We start from the raw sequence: 18,728 nt of genomic DNA, 5'->3' as shown, positions 1-18,728 counted from the left end.
GGCACTGATAGCGCGGAAAAGTTTATTGCTATTGCGTACAACACAACGGGGTTACTAGTAATCCAACGAAATGTTTATATACAAAGAACTTTCTTTCTAGCCGGGAACGAGTCTAAATCAAATCAGGGGATAGTCAATCGAATACATAGGGAAAGGTTGCAGAAACTTGGGGGTAGTCAAACTTTGCATTCCTTAAATATCATGGAGTTACAGTTGTATGGTGGTTTGTTGTAGTTTTTGTGAAAAAGGTGGTCGAAATTGATGACGAATTTGGAGTAAATGCACTGTTTTAGCGCATTAATTTTTGCAAATTTAAAGCCGCTAACTGGGCGTTGAACCCACTTTTAACGGCTTATATTTATAAATGTCGTTGTAAGGTAAATGCCTTTACTTGAACGAGGTCTCGGCTATTTTTTCAAGCGGTACAGGTTGCCATTATCAGTGCTGAAGAAGATGTCTCCGTTTGGTGAAGTTTCGATGTCTCTTATCCTTTCGCCTAAGTCCTCTAAAATGCGTTCTTCCTCGATTGCCTCACCTTGTTCATTGACTGTCACAATATTGATGTGAGTAAGTTTTAGTGCGCCAGCCAGCAGCTTGCCTTTCAGCTCTGGGTATTTGTCTCCTTGGTAAACAATCAAGCTGCCCGGAGCGATTGAAGGAACATAGACTTTTTTAGGCGCTTCAATACCATCTTTGGTTTCCGATTCGCCAACGCTGATAGGGCCCCAATACTCTTTTCCGTGTGATGTGATTGGCCACCCGTAGTTGGCACCTGCTTTTATAAGGTTGATTTCATCACCACCGCGAGGGCCGTGTTCAATTGACCAAAGCTTTTGAGTCGGGAAATCGTAATACAGACCTTGTGGATTGCGATGACCAAAGCTCCAAATTTCATTGAGCACCTTGTTGTTATCCGTGAATGGATTATCGCTTGGTGTGCTTCCATCGGCATTCAGTCGTAATATTGAGCCAGCATGAGTCATAGTGTCTTGGCCGTTGTCTCGATCACCTCGATCACCGATTGAAAAATACAGGTGGCTATCATCAAAGGTGATACGGCTACCAAAGTGACGTCCGGTGTCCGTTCTGGATTTCGACACAAACACGTCTGTCCAATTGGTAACTTCATTATTGCTGTAATTAGCAGAAGCCAGTGTTGTTACACCTTCACCATCGACGTCCTTACTGTAAGTGACGTAGAGCTTTCTGTTTTCAAAAGGGGAGAGTGCGATATCCAATAATCCACCTTGGCCTTTCGCCCATACATTGGGTAACCTGAACAGTGTTTTTTGATCGCCTGTTTTTAAATCGACATGTTTAATGACGCCTGATTTTTCTGTTACTAGCATGGACTTATCGTTGACATACGCTAGCCCCCAAGGGATCACGAGTCCGTCGGTGATCTTCTCTGCCTGCCAAGCAAAGGCTGACGTTACAGGACCTGAGGCAAGCAGCGCCAAAGCATATGAAAAAATACGGTGATGAGTGTTCATTGAAGTCCCTTGATTATGAGCATCTAGTGTTAGTCTAGCGCTTGTAGCCAATAGGCGGAAAGCCGAGGTTGCTGAAAAGTGACTATTCACATATTTAGTTGAACGCCTATTGTATGATTATACAAGCTCACGTATGTTTACTGTGCCTTTCTCTATTTGATCCCGTCGGAGCATTATGAACAACTCACCAGCAGCATTTTTGCTATTTTCTCAGGTTTTATGTTGTGAGTTAGATACGCACGATTTTTCTTCGAACGGACGTCTTAAACGATGAGTCGTGGATTTGATTTTAAATCGATCTTACTTGCGTGTTTGGTCATCAGTATCGGCCAGCTCAGTATGGGCTTGGTGTTTCCTTCTTTACCTTGGATCGCAAAAGATTTTAATGTCTCGCTAGAGCAAGCTCAGCTTTTGGTGAGTGTGTATTTATTAGGCTTTGGCCCTTCCCAGTTTATTTATGGCCCTATTTCCGATGCTCTTGGGCGTAAGAAGGTGCTGTTAAGCGGTTTATTGATTGCGATGCTGGGCCTCTTGATGATCATCTTCTTCAGCCACTCATTTACCAGTATGGTGATGGGGCGATTCCTGCAAGGTTTAGGAACTGGTTGTTGCGCGGTACTTGCCCGTGCGTCCACGCGAGACAGATTCAGTGGGGCAGATTTGCCGCTCGCGATGTCTTACATTGCAATGGTTGCGTCTATTACACCTTTGATTGCGCCGGTTATCGGTGGATTCATTAACTTCCACTTCGGTTGGAGCATGGTGTTTATCTCGCTACTTGGCTATGTCTCTTTGGCTTGGGTGGTATTGGCGTTCAAATTTAAGGAAACCGTGACTCAGGTTTCGGCGATCCCTTTGCCGAAGAAAATGGTTTCTCAATATAAAGAGTTACTCACTTCTCGTTATTTTATGAGCTTTGCGAGTATCGGGTGGCTTAACTTTAGCTTGATGATCACCACCGTATCAGTGATGCCGTTTATCATGCAAAACCAGATTGGTATGACGTCAGATGAATACGCGATGTGGGCGGTGATTCCTGCATTAGGCATGCTTGGTGGAACAAGCTTATGTAACCGCATTCGCCCTATGCTGGGTAACAAGAAAACTCTGTTATGTACTCCTGTGTTACACGTTGCTGCGGCTTTGTGGCTGTTCTTTTGTCCACTCGAGCCTTTGTATCTCATGCTTGGCCAGTTTTTGATGATTCTTGGTAATGGTATTGCGTTACCTTGTGCTCAGGCGTTAGTGATGTTGCCTTATAAGAAGAACGCTGGCGCGGCGGCTGCGATGTCTGGTGGCGGGCAGATGGTGGTGTCTTCAATTGTGAGTATGGGGCTGGTTCAGTTAGGGTTAGGGGAAGCGTGGCATTTATCGCTCGTGATCATGCTGTTCACATTGATTACCCTGTTTAACATTTTACGTGGTTTCAGTAGCCAAGAAGCGAGAGAGTCTCGGCTCAGTTAGTTGTTTAGTTAATTATCTAGCTGTCTGGCTAGTGGAAAACGAAAAGGCCATTGAAGTTCTACAATTTCAATGGCCTTTTTAATGTTCAGCGCTTTGGTTTAAGTTGCCAGAATACATGCTATTTGCTAACTGGCTAGGGCAATTGGTGGTTTTTCCAGCGCAGCTTGCGGCAGGGACGTTAGTTTCCATTATTGGTGGCAGCTACTTCATCTTCTTGTTACTGAAATCTCGAAGAACATAGTTTCTGAGCATGACCTAAAGCCATTGGTAATCGACGCTACTGGCAATCAAAACTATTGATAATAAAAGCTACGAATGAAAAGCAGTGAATGGAGCGATCCATCACTGCTTTTTTGTTGGTGTCGTTTATGTAAGGGAGAATCGTTAAGCAACACAGGTCTCGCTTCTTAATGTGCAAGTTTGGCATATGTTAATAAAATGTATAACCTAAAGGTCTGACCACTTATAAGGTAGCCACCATGCCAAACCTCGATCGTATTACTTGTTCTATCGATGAAAACCAAATTGCGACGGTAGTGTTGAATCGACCCGATAAGCTCAATGCTATTGATATGGCAATGTTCCAAGGCGTGAATAACATGGTGACTCAGCTGAAAAAGAACACCGAGATTCGAGCTGTAATAGTGAAGGGCGAGGGCTCTGATTTTTGTTCAGGGCTTGATGTTAAGTCTCTTTTGACCAGTAAATCTGGGGCGATGAAGCTGTTGTTTAAATGGCTACCGACATTGCCTAACGCAGCACAACGCTTTTCATTGGGTTGGCGAGATATTCCATGCCCAGTAATTTTTGCGATTCATGGTCGTTGTTGGGGGGGCGGTCTGCAATTGGTCAGTGGTGGTGATTTTAGAATTGCTAGCCCGGATGCGAACTTCTCAATATTGGAAGCAAAGTGGGGTTTGATTCCAGACATGGGAGGCGCTATCGCCTTTAGAGAGCTGATGCGTAAAGATCACACTCTAGAAATGGCGATGACGGCTAAAGTGATCGACTGCGAAACCGCGAAAGAATATGGATTGGTGACCAAGATTGCCGAAGACCCTTACGCTGAAGCCTATGCGTTGGCACTTGAGTGCGCGAATCGGTCGCCAGATGTTGTCGCTGCTAACAAGAAACTCTACAACAAGACTTGGTGGTCAAGCCCTGGTATGGCTGTGTTCTACGAGACTTGGTATCAGATAAAGGTTGGGTTAGGTAAGAACAGGGCGATTGCAGCTCAACGTGAAATTCATCGAGACAAACCACGCCCTTACGTCGCCAGAAAGTTTAAATAGCGTTTGTACAGGAATAATGGATATTCCCTTTGTTTATAGGGCTTTGCGGTAACCTTAGAGCAATTTAATGTCTAAGGCTAAATGAGCGCTCTGATGAACAAAACTTTTACTTACTCTCTAGCTGCCACTGCAATTTTTACTAGCTTAAATGCATTCGCAAGTGGCCTGTTTTTGCAAGAAGCTGTCGTTGCCAACGCGGGTACTACTGGCGCTGGTGATGGTGTTTACACTCGATCTGCAGCGGCGATGTGGACTAACCCTGCCACTATGTCTCACATGGGCGAAAGCAAAACGACTATCAATACCATGGCATTTGATCTTGAGATGCAATATCAAGACAACGGCGACAAGCAAGACGGTAAAGCGCATACAGTCATGCCTTCATTTGGTGCCTTCCACGCGCATCAAGTCACAGACAAATTACACCTTGGTATTGCGCTTGGTGCTGTTGGTGGTTCAAGCCTTGATTACGGCAGTGAATGGGCGGGTGCTGCACTTCTAGAAGATATCACTCTCACTGCAATGCAAGTGAACCCATCACTGAGTTATAAGCTGAATGACCAATGGTCAGTAGGCGCGGGTGTTCAATTCAGTTGGGCTGCATTTCAACAAACTACATCAATGCTTACTGCTAAACAAGATACTGACTGGGCATACGGTTATAACCTTGGCGTAATGTACACACCGACAGATAAACTTAAGCTGGGCGCAAGTTACCGTTCTAAGCTAGAGCATGAGTTTAACAATGATGTAAATGGCGTTATTAACCAAGGCGTATTGAATTCATTATCAACTGATATTGCTCTACCTGAAATCATCGATGTCAGTGCGAGCTATGCTTTGAACTCTCAACTTGATCTACTTGCGAGCGTTCAGTTCCACCGTTGGAGTGAATGGGATACAACCGTTCTTGATTTTGGAATAGCAGGAAGTCCAATTAATGGTGTTCCGATTGAGCGCGACTGGGATGATGTTTGGAAATTTGCGGTTGGTGCTGATTATCAACTTAACTCAGACTGGCGTTTAAAAGCCGGCTTCTCTTATGAGACCTCGCCACAAGATGATCCTGCAATGCAGTGGGTTGACCTTCCAGTCGGTGAGCAGTACCGCTACTCGATAGGTGCTTCAACGTATTGGGATGATATCTTAATCGACGTGTTCTACGAATACGCAGATTTAGGTTCTGTTGATATGGACCGTAATCTTGCTGGTAGCGATATCAATTTGCTAAACGGTTCTTTCGATGGCCGTATCCACTTTGTTGGCGTTAGCGCGACCTTCTAATGACATTACGTAATCTATTACTTGTTGCTGCGGCAATGCTTGGTTCGATGGGTGCTTTTGCTGAAGAGAAGCACCCTGACGACCCGACTAAAATCGTAACCAAAGCTGGCGTTGCTTATAACGAAGATTTGCAGTTCTCAGGGTCTATTGGTTTAGATGAAGCGCGAATGATCAATGCTCGTGTCAATGCAGACGGCGAAGAGTGGCGATTAGGCGGTTCATGGCTGTTGCCTATGGGGATCGTGAACTTCAACTTTAGCCGCTCTGAGTATGACAACGATGCTTATAAGAACAACTACAGTATTGGTACGTTTATCCCACTGAGTTATTTCGACATTGAGCCGTTCGGTTGGCAAATCTTCCCGATGGCTGGCTACAGTTATAATGATGGCGAAGTAGCGGTTTTCGATGATGATAACGTTGGCTCTGACTATGTATTGATGCCGAGTGCAACACACGGTGGCTACATTGGTGCGTTTGGCTTAAAAACGATCACTGATGAATGGTCTATCATGGGCTTCGGTGGTGGTTCAATGGGCTCTGATGATTATTCAGGGTATTGGGCTGGCGTCGGTACAAGCTACAAGTTGAGTGATGCTCAATCATTCAACGTCTTCACTATCTTTGCTGAGGATGACTTCGGTGAGAATAACAGTGTTGGCGCTTCTTATACCTATGAATTCAAATAGTTATTCTCATAGATCGTCTTAGATAAAAAGAACTGAGTGTAGGGTCACCAATTTAGTGAATCTACACTCAGAACTTATCGCTTTTCTATGATCTTTTTAGCGTTGAAGCCGTGCTAGCAAGCCGCTTCGTAACGTTCAACATAGCTCTGCATTACCGCGTTCATCGCTTTGGTGATATTTGCGTATTGTGCTTCCTCTAGATTCGCGAGAGACACACGCAGAGACCACGTTGGCGCATCAAAACCCGCCCCCGGCATCACAATCACGCCATGTTCTTCGGCAAGGCGAACCAAGAAATCCAGCGGCTCATACGTTTCTTCTAACCATGCGAAAAAGTCGTTGCTGTGAATCGTTTGAGCAATCTCTTTTAGATCAATCTCCACGTAATAGAACGCTCCGGTTTGATCACCTTCAGCAACGATTGGCGCGGCTAAGTTCTTCTGCATTAGAGTGTGGTAGCGACGACGCACAATTTGTTTTGCGAGTCGTTTGTACTCTTCGCCATCCTTCATCAAAGACAGTAGCGAGAACATCGTCATTTGAATCTGCTGAGGTGTTGAAAGACCGGCGGTATGGTTCAGTGCGACCGCACGGCTGTCCGCCACCAAACGGTCAATGAACTTAATCTTACTCGGCTCAAGTGCAATTCCTTGGTATCGCTGAGATAACGTGCTTCGAGTGTCTTCAGGAAGATCTCGAATCATGCGGTCGAAATTATTGTCTTCGTGTACGCCAATCACGCCTAAACGCCAGCCTGTTGCACCAAAGTACTTAGAGTAGGAATACACCAAAATAGTGTTCTTCGGAGCCAGCATTGCCAGTGATGTGAAGTTATCAGCGAAAGTGCCATAAACATCATCAGTAAGAAGGATGAGGTCAGGACGACGGTTAGCAACCTCTGCAATCTTATAGAGTGTTTCATCGCTCAATCGAACCGAAGCTGGGTTGCTTGGGTTAACCAGGAAGAAAGCTTTAACACTTGGATCGTTCAGCTTTTCTAACTCAGAGTCTGGAATTTGCCACGCAGACGCTTCATCCGCCATGATTTCTACTTTGTTGAGCGCGTAATCTTCTAGCTCTGGCATTTCAATATACGGAGTGAAAATCGGCGCGCCAATCGCGATGGTGTCACCAGGGTTCAATAGTCGGTTACTCTTTAGCGTGTTGAATATGTAAACCATGGCCGCTGTGCCACCCTCAACAGCAAATAGGTCAAACTTCCCAGCAGGTAATGGCTGCGACCCCGCCATTTCTTGCTCAATGTATTTACGAGCAATGAGTTCCGAATATTTGAGCATGCGATCAGGCACAGGGTAGTTGTTACCTAGAATCCCCTCAACCCATTCATAAATAAGCGCATCACCGTCTACCTGATATTGATCCGTAATAAACTGGAAGGCTTCAATGAGGAATTGTACACCTTCTTGGTCTTCGTATTTTTCACAAAACTGAAGAAAGCGCAGGCTAATATCTTGTTGAACTCCCATACCACCAAAGCCTTCATACCCTGAGAAATTCGATTTTGATTCTTCTAGTGCAAACATACCTAACTGGAAAAAGGCTTCACGTGGCGCAGTTGCGACCCAGTTTGGGTTACCACGACCAGCGTTGATCATGGTTTTCTCATGTGAATGCTGCGCAAGGTCGATCAGTGTGTTTTTTACTTCGAATGGGCTTAGTGTTTCTAGGCGTTTTTCATCTGTGCGTTTCATAGTCGTTTCTCTTTAAATTTGTTTAAGATTCAAGTTTGTTGGATAGATAAGTAAGTTAATTTCTTTGAGCAGCTAGCCTGCTTGGCTAGCTACTGTGTTAACTCGTTAATTAATAAGTTGAATCATCAATTGGCTGATTCGGTGTTGATTACGAAATTTTGGTAATTAGGTTGATGATGATCGGACCCCATAAGGTGAGGAAGATATTGGCAACCGCATAAGTCATCGTGAAACTCGGTACTGGCGTGCTGTTTTGTGTTTTTTCTAGTAGCGATGCGAATGCAGGGTTTGCACTGCGGCTACCCGCGATAACCGCTAGCGCTTCTACTGGGTTTTTGATTTTGAGTACGTAGTAGTTGAATAGGAACGTCAGTACTTGAGGAATTAGAGTGACCAAAACACCTAGCAGTAAGAGTGTTACGCCATTCTCTTTGATTGCCGTCAGCGCTGGAGCGCCTGCATTAATACCAACAACCGCAACAAATACTGCAAGGCCGAATGTCTGCATAAAGTTGGCTGCGCCGTGGTTTACACTGCCTAAACGAGGTGTACGCATTCTTAGGTAGCCCACAAGTAGGCCGGAAACCAGACAACCTAAACCTGAACCCAGAGCGATATGAGAACCACCGATAGTGAAACCAATCTCGCCAATCAGATAGCCAAGCACCATGCCGAAAGACATTGTTACGAAGTCAGTTACGCTTGGAAGCGGGCTGTTGTAGCCGACTTTTTTGGCTACTTTTGCTAGGTCTTCTTTTTGGCCGACAAGAGTGACTTCATCACCAAGGTGAAGTTCGGTTTCTGGTAGTGTTGAGATGTCGTGCCCCATACGAGAAACCTGTGTTACGTATACGCCTCGACGTACGTTCGCATTGGTTTCGTCACGCAGTTTACGCAGAGTAACTCCAGCGAGTTTTTTGTTGGTCAGTACGATTTTTTGTCGTGTGTGAACCACATTGTTTTCTTCGCTAAATTCACCGATCTCAATACCCAGCGAGGTCACTTTAGGGAATGCTTGAGTTAACCCTGTAAGGTAGACTTTGTCGTTGGCTGCTAGGATTGGGTTTTTGGTCAGATCTAAGCTTGTGTCTTTGTCTTCATTTCCTCGGTGAATTGCTTCAATTGTTAGGTCTGCATTGAACGCTTCTTCAATCTCAAGCACGCTTTTGCCAACAAATATTGAATTGCTACCTACTTGATAAGCACGTGATGACACTCGGCTTAATGCTGAGAATTCCCCTTCATTTAACTGTTTGCTTCCAGAGCCCATTTTTTCCGCAAGCTTCTTCGCTTCTTTGGTTATGTTCCAACCCATTACCATTGGAATGAGTGACATCATTAGAATTGGACCAAGAGAGCCGAAGATGTAGGTGATCGAGTAACCCACAGCCACGTTTGTTTTAAGTGTTGAGGTGACATCTGGCGCTAGGTTCAGCTGATCGATAGCATTACCTGCAGTACCTATGATTGCCGATTGTGTTAAGCCACCAGCCGCAAGGCCCGCCGCTAAACCTTTATCTAGTCCTGCCCATTTAGAGAGCAACACAACCGTGATTAATCCTACAAACGTCATCACAAACGAAGCGAATAAGCGTGTGAGTGATGAGAGGCGGAATGACGAGAAAAACTGAGGACCGCCGTTGTAACCCACCATAAAAATGAATAAAGCAAAGAAGATGCTTTTTACTTCGTTAGAGATCGCGATACCGCCGATCTGACCAAGTGCTACAGCAACAAGCAGTGAACCTGCGATTCCACCTAATTCAAACTTACCGATTTTAATTTTACCGATTAAGTAACCGAGACCGAGTGATAAAAAGAGCGCTATAAACGGATAGTCTCTAAGTTGTTCAATAATAAATGACATAATAATCCTTGAATGAAATAGCAATCATCACTGACTCGCTATTTCATTTTTTAATTTGGTTTAACGTTTGATTAAGCATTAATCCATATTTGGTTGATGAATTGATCTAATGCTTATTTTTAATGATCTGGAATTGCCCCAGGTTTCTACTTTTTATGATGCAGTCGCGATGACTTTTTGTGGTCATGCATTTTATCTTTGTGATGCTTATTATGATGACCATCAGAATGGTGATTGACTAAATGCTTATGACCTTCTGGGTCGCCACCGTGTTGACCAGAATGAGAGGGTTGATGCTCTCTATATTCTAAATGGTCTTTATTATGTTTATGGACAACATCTTCCCCATATATACGTTTCATCTTTTCTTTAATAGCGACTTTAGTGTGATTAATTTGATTCGACATAGTTAACTCGTTTAATTGTTTAAGGAACGATGAGAATTATATCGATCGAGAAAATAGATAAATCATTTTCAAATAAAATAGCAATAAAACAAAAATTTAGTGTGGATTGGTGTTTCTCGTTTAAGTTGTTGATTTTTATTGTTTGATTTTTATTTTATATAAGATGAAGTGGATGTTATATGAGTTTTATTTATTGGTGGTGTCGATGGATAGAATGACCAGACTTAAAAAAAAGGTGAACACATGAGTAAGTATAAAGGCGTTATCGTCGGGTCAGCTCTTTTTATATTACTGTCTTTTGTATTTGGATTTCATTATGTAAAAGGTGAAATGATCAAAGAGAAGGTCGCTAATTTTAAAATGCCAGCCATATCTGTAACAACGGAAAAAGTAAATCAAGATACTTGGGACAAAAGTTTAAAAGTCATTGGTAACATTCACTCTAATCAATCTATTGATGTGACGAGCCAAATGTCAGGCCAAGTAAAAGATATTCTCTTTACTTCAGGTCAGCAAGTAAATAAGGGTGATGTTCTTGTTAAATTGGATGACGCTTTATTGAAGTCCAACTATAAGAGCCAGCAATCCAAAGTTGAATTGGCAAGAGTCGAATTGATGAGAAATAAATTGCTCCTTAGAAATAACAGCGTTTCAAAAAATTCGGTTGATAAGCTACAAGCTCAATTTAATGCTGAAGGTGCAAAGCTGGAATATATTGCTACGCAAATTGACTACATGAAAGTGAAAGCGCCATTTTCTGGCAGCGTTGGGATTCGTAATATCGATGTGGGTGATTTTATTAATTCGAGCACCGCGATTGTCGAGCTGGAAGACAAATCAAAGCAGTATGTCGATTTCTCTATTCCAGAGCTTTACTTACACGATGTGAAGGTAGGGCAGGATTTACAGTTTTATTCAGAAGCAACCAACGACGAAGTCTTTCACGGCACTATTTCTGCCATTGAACCGAGTTCAGACAGCAATACGCACAATATCGAATTGAGAGCCATGGCTAACCAAGCTGTGCCGTTAGAAGCGGGTATGTATGTCGACGCTACGTTAATCACATCGGAATCGGACACCATCGTGGCGGTGCCTTCTGTTGCGATCAGTTACACCTTATACGGGAATACCGTGTTTGTGTTGGATACGTCGACCAAAAAGGCCAGCGAACACACAAGCAAAGATGCATCACCCTTCTATGAATACAAGGTTGTGCAACGCACTGTCGAAGTCGGCCCTAAACAAGGTGGCTATGTTGGTGTGGTTTCGGGCTTGAAAGCAGGAGATGTGGTTGTGACTTCAAACCAACACCAACTTAAGAATGGTGGATGGGTTCTGGTTAACAACCAACATCCGCTGATCACTGACAAAAGCACTAAGCAAAGCAACTAGGAAACTCCCATGACATTTACTGATGTATTTATCAAACGTCCAGTTTTGGCTACGGTATTAAGCCTTGTGCTATTGGTGTTAGGTCTTAAAGCCTTTACCTCATTGCAAGTGCGTCAATATCCAGAAATTGAAACGGGCGTTATTACCATTACAACGAGTTATCCAGGTGCCAGTGCATCCAGCGTTCAAGGGTATGTGACGCAACCACTGCAGGCAGAAATTGCCCAAACAGCGGGCATTGATTACATGACATCGGATAGTGCTCTGGGTAAGTCGGTTATTACGGTTTATTTGAAGCTAGGGTATCCATCGGACAGTGCTTTGACTGAGATTTTGTCTCTCGTGCAGCAAGTAAAATATAAGCTGCCATCGGGCGTATTGGATCCAAGTATTCTTAAGTCGACGTCTCAATCTCCGATCTTATATGTTTCATTTTCGAGTGATACATTGAAGACGGAGCAAGTCTCGGACTATGTGAGCCGTGTGGTTAAGCCGACTTTCTCTACTGTTGAGGGGGTGTCAAAGGTCGACATGTTGGGGCAAGAAGATTTTGCGATGCGAATCTGGCTGAACCCTCAACGACTGGCTTCATATGGTTTGACGGCTGAAGATGTTCAAAACGCGCTTCGTGCAAATAACATTGTGAGTGCGGCGGGCAAGCTGCAAAATCCTTATATCGAAGTTGATATTAACGCTCATACCGATTCAAGTTCAGTAGACGATTTCAAGAACATGTCTTTGAAAACGCATGATGGGCAACTGGTGCACTTGAAAGATGTGGCGACGGTTGAATTAGGCGCAGCAAACTATGACTCAGACGTTGAGTTCAATGGTGTGACTACCGTATCAACGGCGATCAGCAATACGACAACGTCGAACCCGTTAACCGTTGTTGAAGGCATTTACGAATTGCTTCCGCAGATCCAAGCTGGCCTACCTGACGGCATTAAAGCGGACGTAATCTATGACTCAACTAAGTTTATCGAAACCTCAATTGATGAAGTAGCGAAAACCTTAATGGAAGCTGCGCTGATCGTTGTCATCGTTATCTTCGCCTTTTTGGGCTCGATGCGAGCAATGTTGATACCACTTGTCACGATTCCTTTGTCATTGATTGGCTCTATGTTCTTCATGTTGAGCATGGGTTTCAGTATTAACCTGTTGACGCTGCTTGCCATGGTATTGGCGATATCGCTGGTGGTTGATGATGCCATCGTTGTTGTAGAAAACACATTTCGCCACTTAGAAGATGGCACCAGCCCAATTAAGGCCGCAATAGACAGTGCACGTGAAATTGCAGGCTCGGTTATTGCGATGACCATTACATTGGCCGCAGTGTACGCGCCTATTGGTTTCATGGGAGGGCTCACCGGTAAGTTGTTTACGGAGTTCGCATTCACGTTGGCGGGGTCAGTATTAATTTCGGGTTTCATCGCCTTAACGCTAACGCCGATGATGTGTTCAAAACTGCTTAACAAATCGGTTCTCGATGGAAAGTTGGTTAAGAAAATCGATGCTGTGATTGAAGGCGTAACAGAGCGCTACCGAAAAGTGCTCGAACATGTGTTGAACAACCGTGTTTATATTTGGCCAGTGGTAGGAACGTTACTGATCAGTTTGGTGTTCATGTTTATGAATACTTCATCTGAACTGGCACCTGAAGAAGATCAGGGCGTGATGATTGTGATGGGGCAAGGTCCCGCTCAAGCGAATACCGATTACATTCGCCACTTTACTCCGGCTCTGATTGACTCCATCAGTAAGAACGATGAAGTCGAAATGACCATGCTAGATAACGGTTACATGAACAACAATGCGTTCTTTGGTTTGGGTGTTTTGAAAGATTGGGATTCGCGCGAAGCAACGGCGAAAGAGGTAATGCAACGTTTCGAAAAAGAGAGTTCTGTATTACCGGGTTTGCAGGTGTATACCTTCTCTCCACCAGATTTACCAGGCACGCCGCAAGGTCTGCCATTCCAAATGGTTCTGAAAACGCCAACGGGTTCTTATCAGGATCTCTATCAGTACGCTGAAAAACTGAAAGAGTACGCGCAAAAGAGTGGCAAATTCATCTATGTACAAAACGACCTGAATTTTAATAAACCACAGGTAGAGATTCGCATCGACCGCGATAAAGCCGCTCAGATGAATGTGAACGCACAAGACATCGGTACTGTGTTGTCTCGCTTTATCAGTGAAGGCTTCGTGAACTACTTCTCGATGGATCAGCGCAGTTACCAAGTTATCACTCAGGTACCTAATGAGAACCGTAACTCTTGGGATGATTTGAAGAACTACCACGTACGCTCTAACACCAATGAGATGGTACCGCTGGCGTCATTGATTGAAATTAGCCAATCAGTACAGCCATCGAAAGTGGATCAGTTTCAACAGCTTAATAGCGCCATGATTGAAGCGAAAATGATACCGGGAATCAGTATCGGGGAAGCCTATAAAGTGATGGAAGAAGGGGCGGCGAAGATATTGCCTAAGTCTTATACGACGGATACTTCAGGCCAACTGAGACAGTTCCTACAAGAAGGCTCTTCACTGGTTACGACATTCTTCCTAGCGCTTGTGATTATCTACTTGGTATTGGCAGCGCAGTTCGAAAGCTTGCGAGACCCACTAGTGGTATTAACTAGTGTGCCACTGTCTATCTTTGGTGCTCTGATGCCACTGTATTTGGGCATTGATACGCTCAACATATACACCGAAGTGGGGCTGGTGACCTTGATAGGCTTGATCAGTAAGCACGGTATTTTGATTGTGGAGTTTGCCAACCAAATGCAACAGGAATTGAAATGCAGCCGACGTGAAGCAGCTATTCGTTCTGCGACCGTTCGAATGAGACCAGTATTGATGACCACAGCAGCAATGGTTGTCGGTGTTGTACCGCTCCTGATTGCAAGCGGAGCCGGTGCTCAAAGCCGTTTCTCGATTGGTTTGGTCATCACGGTGGGTATGTCGGTGGGTACATTATTCACCCTGTTCGTTGTACCAACGATATACACCTACTTGGCGGCGGATCACCGCGGGCAAGAACAAGAAGTTTAGTCCGTTATCTGGCTGGTTACTTTAGTCGGCCAATACACATAGAAGCTTAATCAACACGAATCCCAATTTATGAGCCTTATCGCTTAGGGATTCGTGCACTCAAAATTTAGAAAATTAGAGGTTCACATGAAACTACATTACCTATTCCCATTGATCGTTTTATTCACTGCTGGCTGTTCAAGCAACATGCCAGATAAACAAGAAATCCAAAGTGTCGACTCAAACCATTACTTCATTGATAGCCAGTTTGATGACGACATGAAAGGGGTATCGTGGATAGCCAAAGACAGCCATTCACTTCACTTCAATGAGTTTGAATTTACGACCGTTGGCATAAAAAGTTCGGGGATTGACAAGCGAGTATCAAAGCAGGTTCAGTCTCAATTCAAAACACAGCTCCACAAGAAAATGGACGAGAAGCTGGCGACTAAATTACAGGGCTACAAGAACGTATTGTTGGAGAATAAGGAGCTCGATATTAGCGTGATGCTCTATGACATTAATGATATCCCTGAAGACATGCGTGTGACTGAGTTTATACCTGTGGGTTCTGTTATCGGCGCCATTAAATATGCGGCAGGTACTCGTGACCGTTCGATTCGTATATTGGCGAGTGTGGATTTGAAAGATCATGATTCATCTCAGCTCATTGGTCGCCGTATTTTCGTTGTGAACGATAATGGCGTACTTGAGAATGAAAAATCAGAAATCACCATAGATATGCTCGATAAAAACCTGGATCAAATTACCCAACAAGCGGTCGACTTTGCTTTTGAAGTGACTTATCTCGATAAAAAACAAGGGTAGTGTGATGCAAGCTCGTAAACAGAACAGCGCTAGTCAACGCATCGGGATTGGTGAAAGTCTAGCTAGACACAAAAACACGCTTGCTCTACTGGCTATTGGCCTCGCTGTGAATGCTTCAGCGTATGCCAATACTGGCGGTGTTGATGAACGAGCAAGCTATGAGCAATGTATCTTGTCTTCATTGGCCAAAGCGACCAATCAACAAAGTATCGAGTGGTTAAAGCAGCAATGTTCATCCCAAGAAGCTGTTGCATCAAACAAAACACCCAAAAATAAGTTCTCGGGTGAAACCAGCGAAGACGGTTTAGACTCAATCAGCGAAAGTGCACTTGAGTCTAAAGTCCCGCGATTGAAGATGGAGTACACAACCGAAGATAATCCGTTTGTAATAACGCCTTATCGCTTGAACTACATTTTGCCAGTGACTCACATGACTAACGTGAATACACAGCCCTATGGGGATGAGCGATTCGGAGGTAAAGCGGATGACCTCAGCGATGAAGAGATCAAACTGCAGTTAAGTTTAAAAATTCCAGTGGTTGATGATGGTGTGTTTAATCAAGCGGACAAAATCTATTTTGGTTTTACGCTCAAATCATTTTGGCAGGCGTACTCTTCTGATATCTCAGCACCATTTAGAGAGACTAACTATCGCCCAGAGATCTTTTACGAAACGCCTTTGAACATCGAGTCAGCTGATGGTGTTTGGTTTTCGCGTTTGGGTTTAGAGCATGAATCTAACGGACGAACGGCAGAGCTTAGTCGTAGCTGGAACCGCGCTTATGTTGGGCTAGGGTATACTGAAGATGACTTTGCGGTTTATTTCCAGCCTTGGTACAGAATTCCTGAGTCGAGCAGTAGCGATGACAACCCTGATATTCAAGATTATCTCGGTCACTACGAATTGTCTGGCGCTTACAAGTGGGATGGTTTTGAGGTTTCAGCATTGGGTCGTTATAACTTTCAAACTGGTTATGGTGGAATACAGACATCACTCAGCTTTCCTCTGTATGGTCGGTTACAAGGGTATGTCCAGTACTACAAAGGCTATGGAGAGAGCTTGATTGATTATGACTACAACAGTGAAAGGATTGGTCTGGGTATTCTGCTAACCAATGCGTTGTAGCTGTTATCGGCTTTTTATCAAAGATTTAGCGATTAACGATTACTGATTTCTGTGAGAGCAAAAAACACACCGCCTGAGTATGCGGTGTGTTTGCCGTATTAATAGTTATTGGTTGATACCCAATTTGGATTCAATCTCGGTGACGTTACTTTTGAAAAACATGGTTTGGGCGACTTTCAAAACCACAGAGTGACCAGATTCCAATATCGCTTCATAGTAGTACTCTTCCGCCATTGAAGGGTTACCTTGAGACTCTTCAATTTTTGCCAAGATAATCATAGACATCACACTGTACTCATTTCTCGGTATCAAGTTCAGGTAGTAATCGGCTTGGTCTGGATCATCTTCAGTGAGAAAGTAGGCAGCTAACGCGTCATAGACTCGGTAGGAGTTGGCATTGTTCTGAGCGTTTAGTAACTGTTTTTTAAATTTCTTGTTGAGCGCTTCAACCTGCTTATTCTTATGTTTCGATCTCAATATAAAAATATCAGCAAGCTCATACATGTAGCGACTCGACATAACAAAATGGTTATCGGGTTCTAGCTCATTGGCTTGGGCGATCTTAGATAAGGTGTCGGTTCTGTCTAACGTCATGAAGGTGAGCCCGAGCGCTTCAAGAGTGAGTGTTAAGGCTTCTTCTTGTTTGGGTAACTCAGAGATTTGCTGCTTCAATATCGATTTTTGAATATCCAAATTAAATGAATCCAACAGGTCATCAAGCATTGAGCGCATGGTCGTGTGGAGTGAAGCTGGGTCAATCAGGTAATCTCGACCTAGGTGTCTGAAGTTAGAAATTCGGTTGAAGTAGGTGATATCAAGGTATTCTCTGTCACCATCAATTTCACTCTTGAAACTGATCACATTGGCTGAATTCGGCACCAAGGTTTCATCGACTACGACACGAAAATCGCGATAGGTGGTCAAGTAGCTCATTAATTTATGGATAATCCCACGCTTAAAGGCATCCGTCTTCAAGCTGTCATCGATACTTACGTAGATATATCTAGGTTCTAAAGACAAGTAGTGAACAGATTCGTGAGCTTTATGGGCTTCTATATTTTGACTGCTTGCAGTCTTGTTAGATCGGCTTTGTTCAGTTAACTGATTTGAGCCAGCGAGTGGTTGGTTTGATTCATTAGCTGCGGTATTTAAACTACTTAAATTCAAGTCGTTTGATGTAAAGCTGGACGGCTTTAACATCCCCCAAATAAGTCCAAGCGCGATAACTAAAACGCCCCCGAGGATTAATGCACGTGAAGGTGTTTTCTGAGGTTTATTTGCTGCGATAGGCGCTTGTTTGTGGTTAGCAGTTTTATTTACAGGGGATTGTTGAATGGGCGGAACTGTACTCGAATCGGTATGGCTTGAATGGACATGGCTCGAGGCACCTTGGTTCGAATCGCTAGATTTCGAATCAACAGGCTGAGTTGACTCTTGCGAAGCAGGTTGTTCTGAGGTGGGTTCGACTGAACTCTCTTTAGATTCTTCGACTTGTTGTTTTTTATCCTCATCCAAAACTGGCGACGTATCTGGTGCGTCTGACTGAATTGAAGGAGAGGGCTCTGCATCTGCAACGGACACGGTATTTGTGGTGACACTTGCTGGCACCAAGATGGTTTTGTGAACATCAACATCCAATTTATAACCGCGTTTGGGCACGGTGATGATGTGTCCCATGGAGTGTCGTTCAGCCGCTTTGAGTATTTTTCGCAGTTCAAAAATGGCTTGCGTGATCACCTGATCCGTCAAGATTGAGCCATTCCAGACTTCATTAATGAGCTCATCTCGTGAGAATACGATCTTAGGATTTTGGCAGAAAAAGTTGAGTAACTTAGACAAGCGATTGTCGATAATCACGTCTTCTTCGTTCATGATGAGTTTGTCTTCATCAGGAATAAACAACCACACGTCGAAAGAATATTGAATGCGTTCTTTTTTCATAACCACCGAGACTAAGTCATTGTATTAAAATTACTTTAGTAGACATGTTGGGGCAATTCAATTAACCAATGTCTAATTATGATACGTGGTCGTGCTTTTGAGTAGATTAGTGAGAACCAGCAAAAACTTAAAAATAATATTGAGACTTATTCTCATTTATTGATCTCAATAAAGGAACGGTTTAGATTGTCTGG

At 43.8% G+C, this 18,728-nt stretch carries 13 protein-coding genes and 1 pseudogene; 9 read left to right on the top strand and 5 right to left on the bottom strand.

Features of this window, described 5'->3' with window-relative positions; genetic code table 11:
- Window positions 1-407 precede the first annotated feature (407 nt).
- Window positions 408-1,493, bottom strand: coding sequence for a PQQ-dependent sugar dehydrogenase (locus MSG34_RS00700; RefSeq protein WP_248335993.1), 1,086 nt, complete (start codon window positions 1,491-1,493; stop codon window positions 408-410).
- A 270-nt stretch (window positions 1,494-1,763) separates the two neighbouring features.
- On the opposite strand from MSG34_RS00700, the gene MSG34_RS00695 reads away from it, so the two are divergent.
- From MSG34_RS00695 to MSG34_RS00680, 5 genes and pseudogenes are all read left to right on the top strand, one after another.
- Entirely contained in the window at window positions 1,764-2,957 is a 1,194-nt protein-coding gene (locus tag MSG34_RS00695; RefSeq protein ID WP_248335992.1) for a multidrug effflux MFS transporter, read from the top strand.
- A gap of 115 nt (window positions 2,958-3,072) precedes the next feature.
- Window positions 3,073-3,198, top strand: a pseudogene (locus MSG34_RS24150) (hypothetical protein); the annotation flags it as partial.
- Window positions 3,199-3,436: 238 nt separating this feature from the next.
- Window positions 3,437-4,249 carry a crotonase/enoyl-CoA hydratase family protein gene (locus MSG34_RS00690; protein WP_048615406.1) on the top strand — a complete coding sequence of 271 codons (813 nt, stop codon included), beginning with the start codon at window positions 3,437-3,439 and terminating at the stop codon, window positions 4,247-4,249.
- A gap of 93 nt (window positions 4,250-4,342) precedes the next feature.
- Complete coding sequence (locus MSG34_RS00685) at window positions 4,343-5,533, top strand: outer membrane protein transport protein (protein WP_248335991.1); 1,191 nt, start codon at window positions 4,343-4,345, stop codon at window positions 5,531-5,533.
- Window positions 5,533-6,222 (top strand): hypothetical protein, encoded by a 690-nt coding sequence (locus MSG34_RS00680; protein ID WP_248335990.1) that lies wholly within the window; start codon window positions 5,533-5,535, stop codon window positions 6,220-6,222. Before MSG34_RS00685 ends, MSG34_RS00680 begins: the two co-directional genes overlap by 1 nt.
- A gap of 113 nt (window positions 6,223-6,335) precedes the next feature.
- Here MSG34_RS00680 and MSG34_RS00675 read toward each other — a convergent pair whose 3' ends face one another.
- From MSG34_RS00675 to MSG34_RS00665, 3 genes are all read right to left on the bottom strand, one after another.
- The gene (locus MSG34_RS00675; protein ID WP_017091283.1) at window positions 6,336-7,934 is read right to left on the bottom strand and encodes a bifunctional aspartate transaminase/aspartate 4-decarboxylase; all 1,599 of its coding nucleotides are present in this window, start codon (window positions 7,932-7,934) and stop codon (window positions 6,336-6,338) included.
- Between the two features lie 148 nt (window positions 7,935-8,082).
- Window positions 8,083-9,801, bottom strand: a complete 1,719-nt coding sequence (gene aspT / locus MSG34_RS00670; RefSeq protein ID WP_248335989.1) for an aspartate-alanine antiporter — start codon at window positions 9,799-9,801, stop codon at window positions 8,083-8,085.
- Between the two features lie 146 nt (window positions 9,802-9,947).
- Entirely contained in the window at window positions 9,948-10,208 is a 261-nt protein-coding gene (locus MSG34_RS00665; protein WP_050645612.1) for a hypothetical protein, read from the bottom strand.
- Between the two features lie 243 nt (window positions 10,209-10,451).
- Between MSG34_RS00665 and MSG34_RS00660 the strand changes: the two genes are divergently transcribed.
- From MSG34_RS00660 to MSG34_RS00645, 4 genes are all read left to right on the top strand, one after another.
- On the top strand, window positions 10,452-11,603 hold the full coding sequence (locus MSG34_RS00660; protein ID WP_248335988.1) for an efflux RND transporter periplasmic adaptor subunit: 1,152 nt from the start codon (window positions 10,452-10,454) through the stop codon (window positions 11,601-11,603).
- A 9-nt stretch (window positions 11,604-11,612) separates the two neighbouring features.
- Complete coding sequence (locus MSG34_RS00655; RefSeq protein ID WP_248335987.1) at window positions 11,613-14,660, top strand: efflux RND transporter permease subunit; 3,048 nt, start codon at window positions 11,613-11,615, stop codon at window positions 14,658-14,660.
- A 126-nt stretch (window positions 14,661-14,786) separates the two neighbouring features.
- On the top strand, window positions 14,787-15,467 hold the full coding sequence (locus MSG34_RS00650; protein ID WP_248335986.1) for a DUF3313 family protein: 681 nt from the start codon (window positions 14,787-14,789) through the stop codon (window positions 15,465-15,467).
- A gap of 4 nt (window positions 15,468-15,471) precedes the next feature.
- Window positions 15,472-16,593, top strand: a complete 1,122-nt coding sequence (locus MSG34_RS00645; protein ID WP_248335985.1) for a phospholipase A — start codon at window positions 15,472-15,474, stop codon at window positions 16,591-16,593.
- Window positions 16,594-16,698: 105 nt separating this feature from the next.
- On the opposite strand, the gene MSG34_RS00640 is transcribed toward MSG34_RS00645, so the two are convergent.
- Complete coding sequence (locus tag MSG34_RS00640; protein ID WP_248335984.1) at window positions 16,699-18,534, bottom strand: winged helix-turn-helix domain-containing protein; 1,836 nt, start codon at window positions 18,532-18,534, stop codon at window positions 16,699-16,701.
- Between the last annotated feature and the right edge of the window lie 194 nt (window positions 18,535-18,728).

Origin of the sequence: Vibrio sp. 1CM2L, assembly GCF_023161695.1 — a bacterium.
Lineage (GTDB): Bacteria > Pseudomonadota > Gammaproteobacteria > Enterobacterales > Vibrionaceae > Vibrio > Vibrio coralliirubri.
Note: the sequence above shows the minus strand (reverse complement) of the source record. Positions and strands in the feature narration are given on the sequence as shown.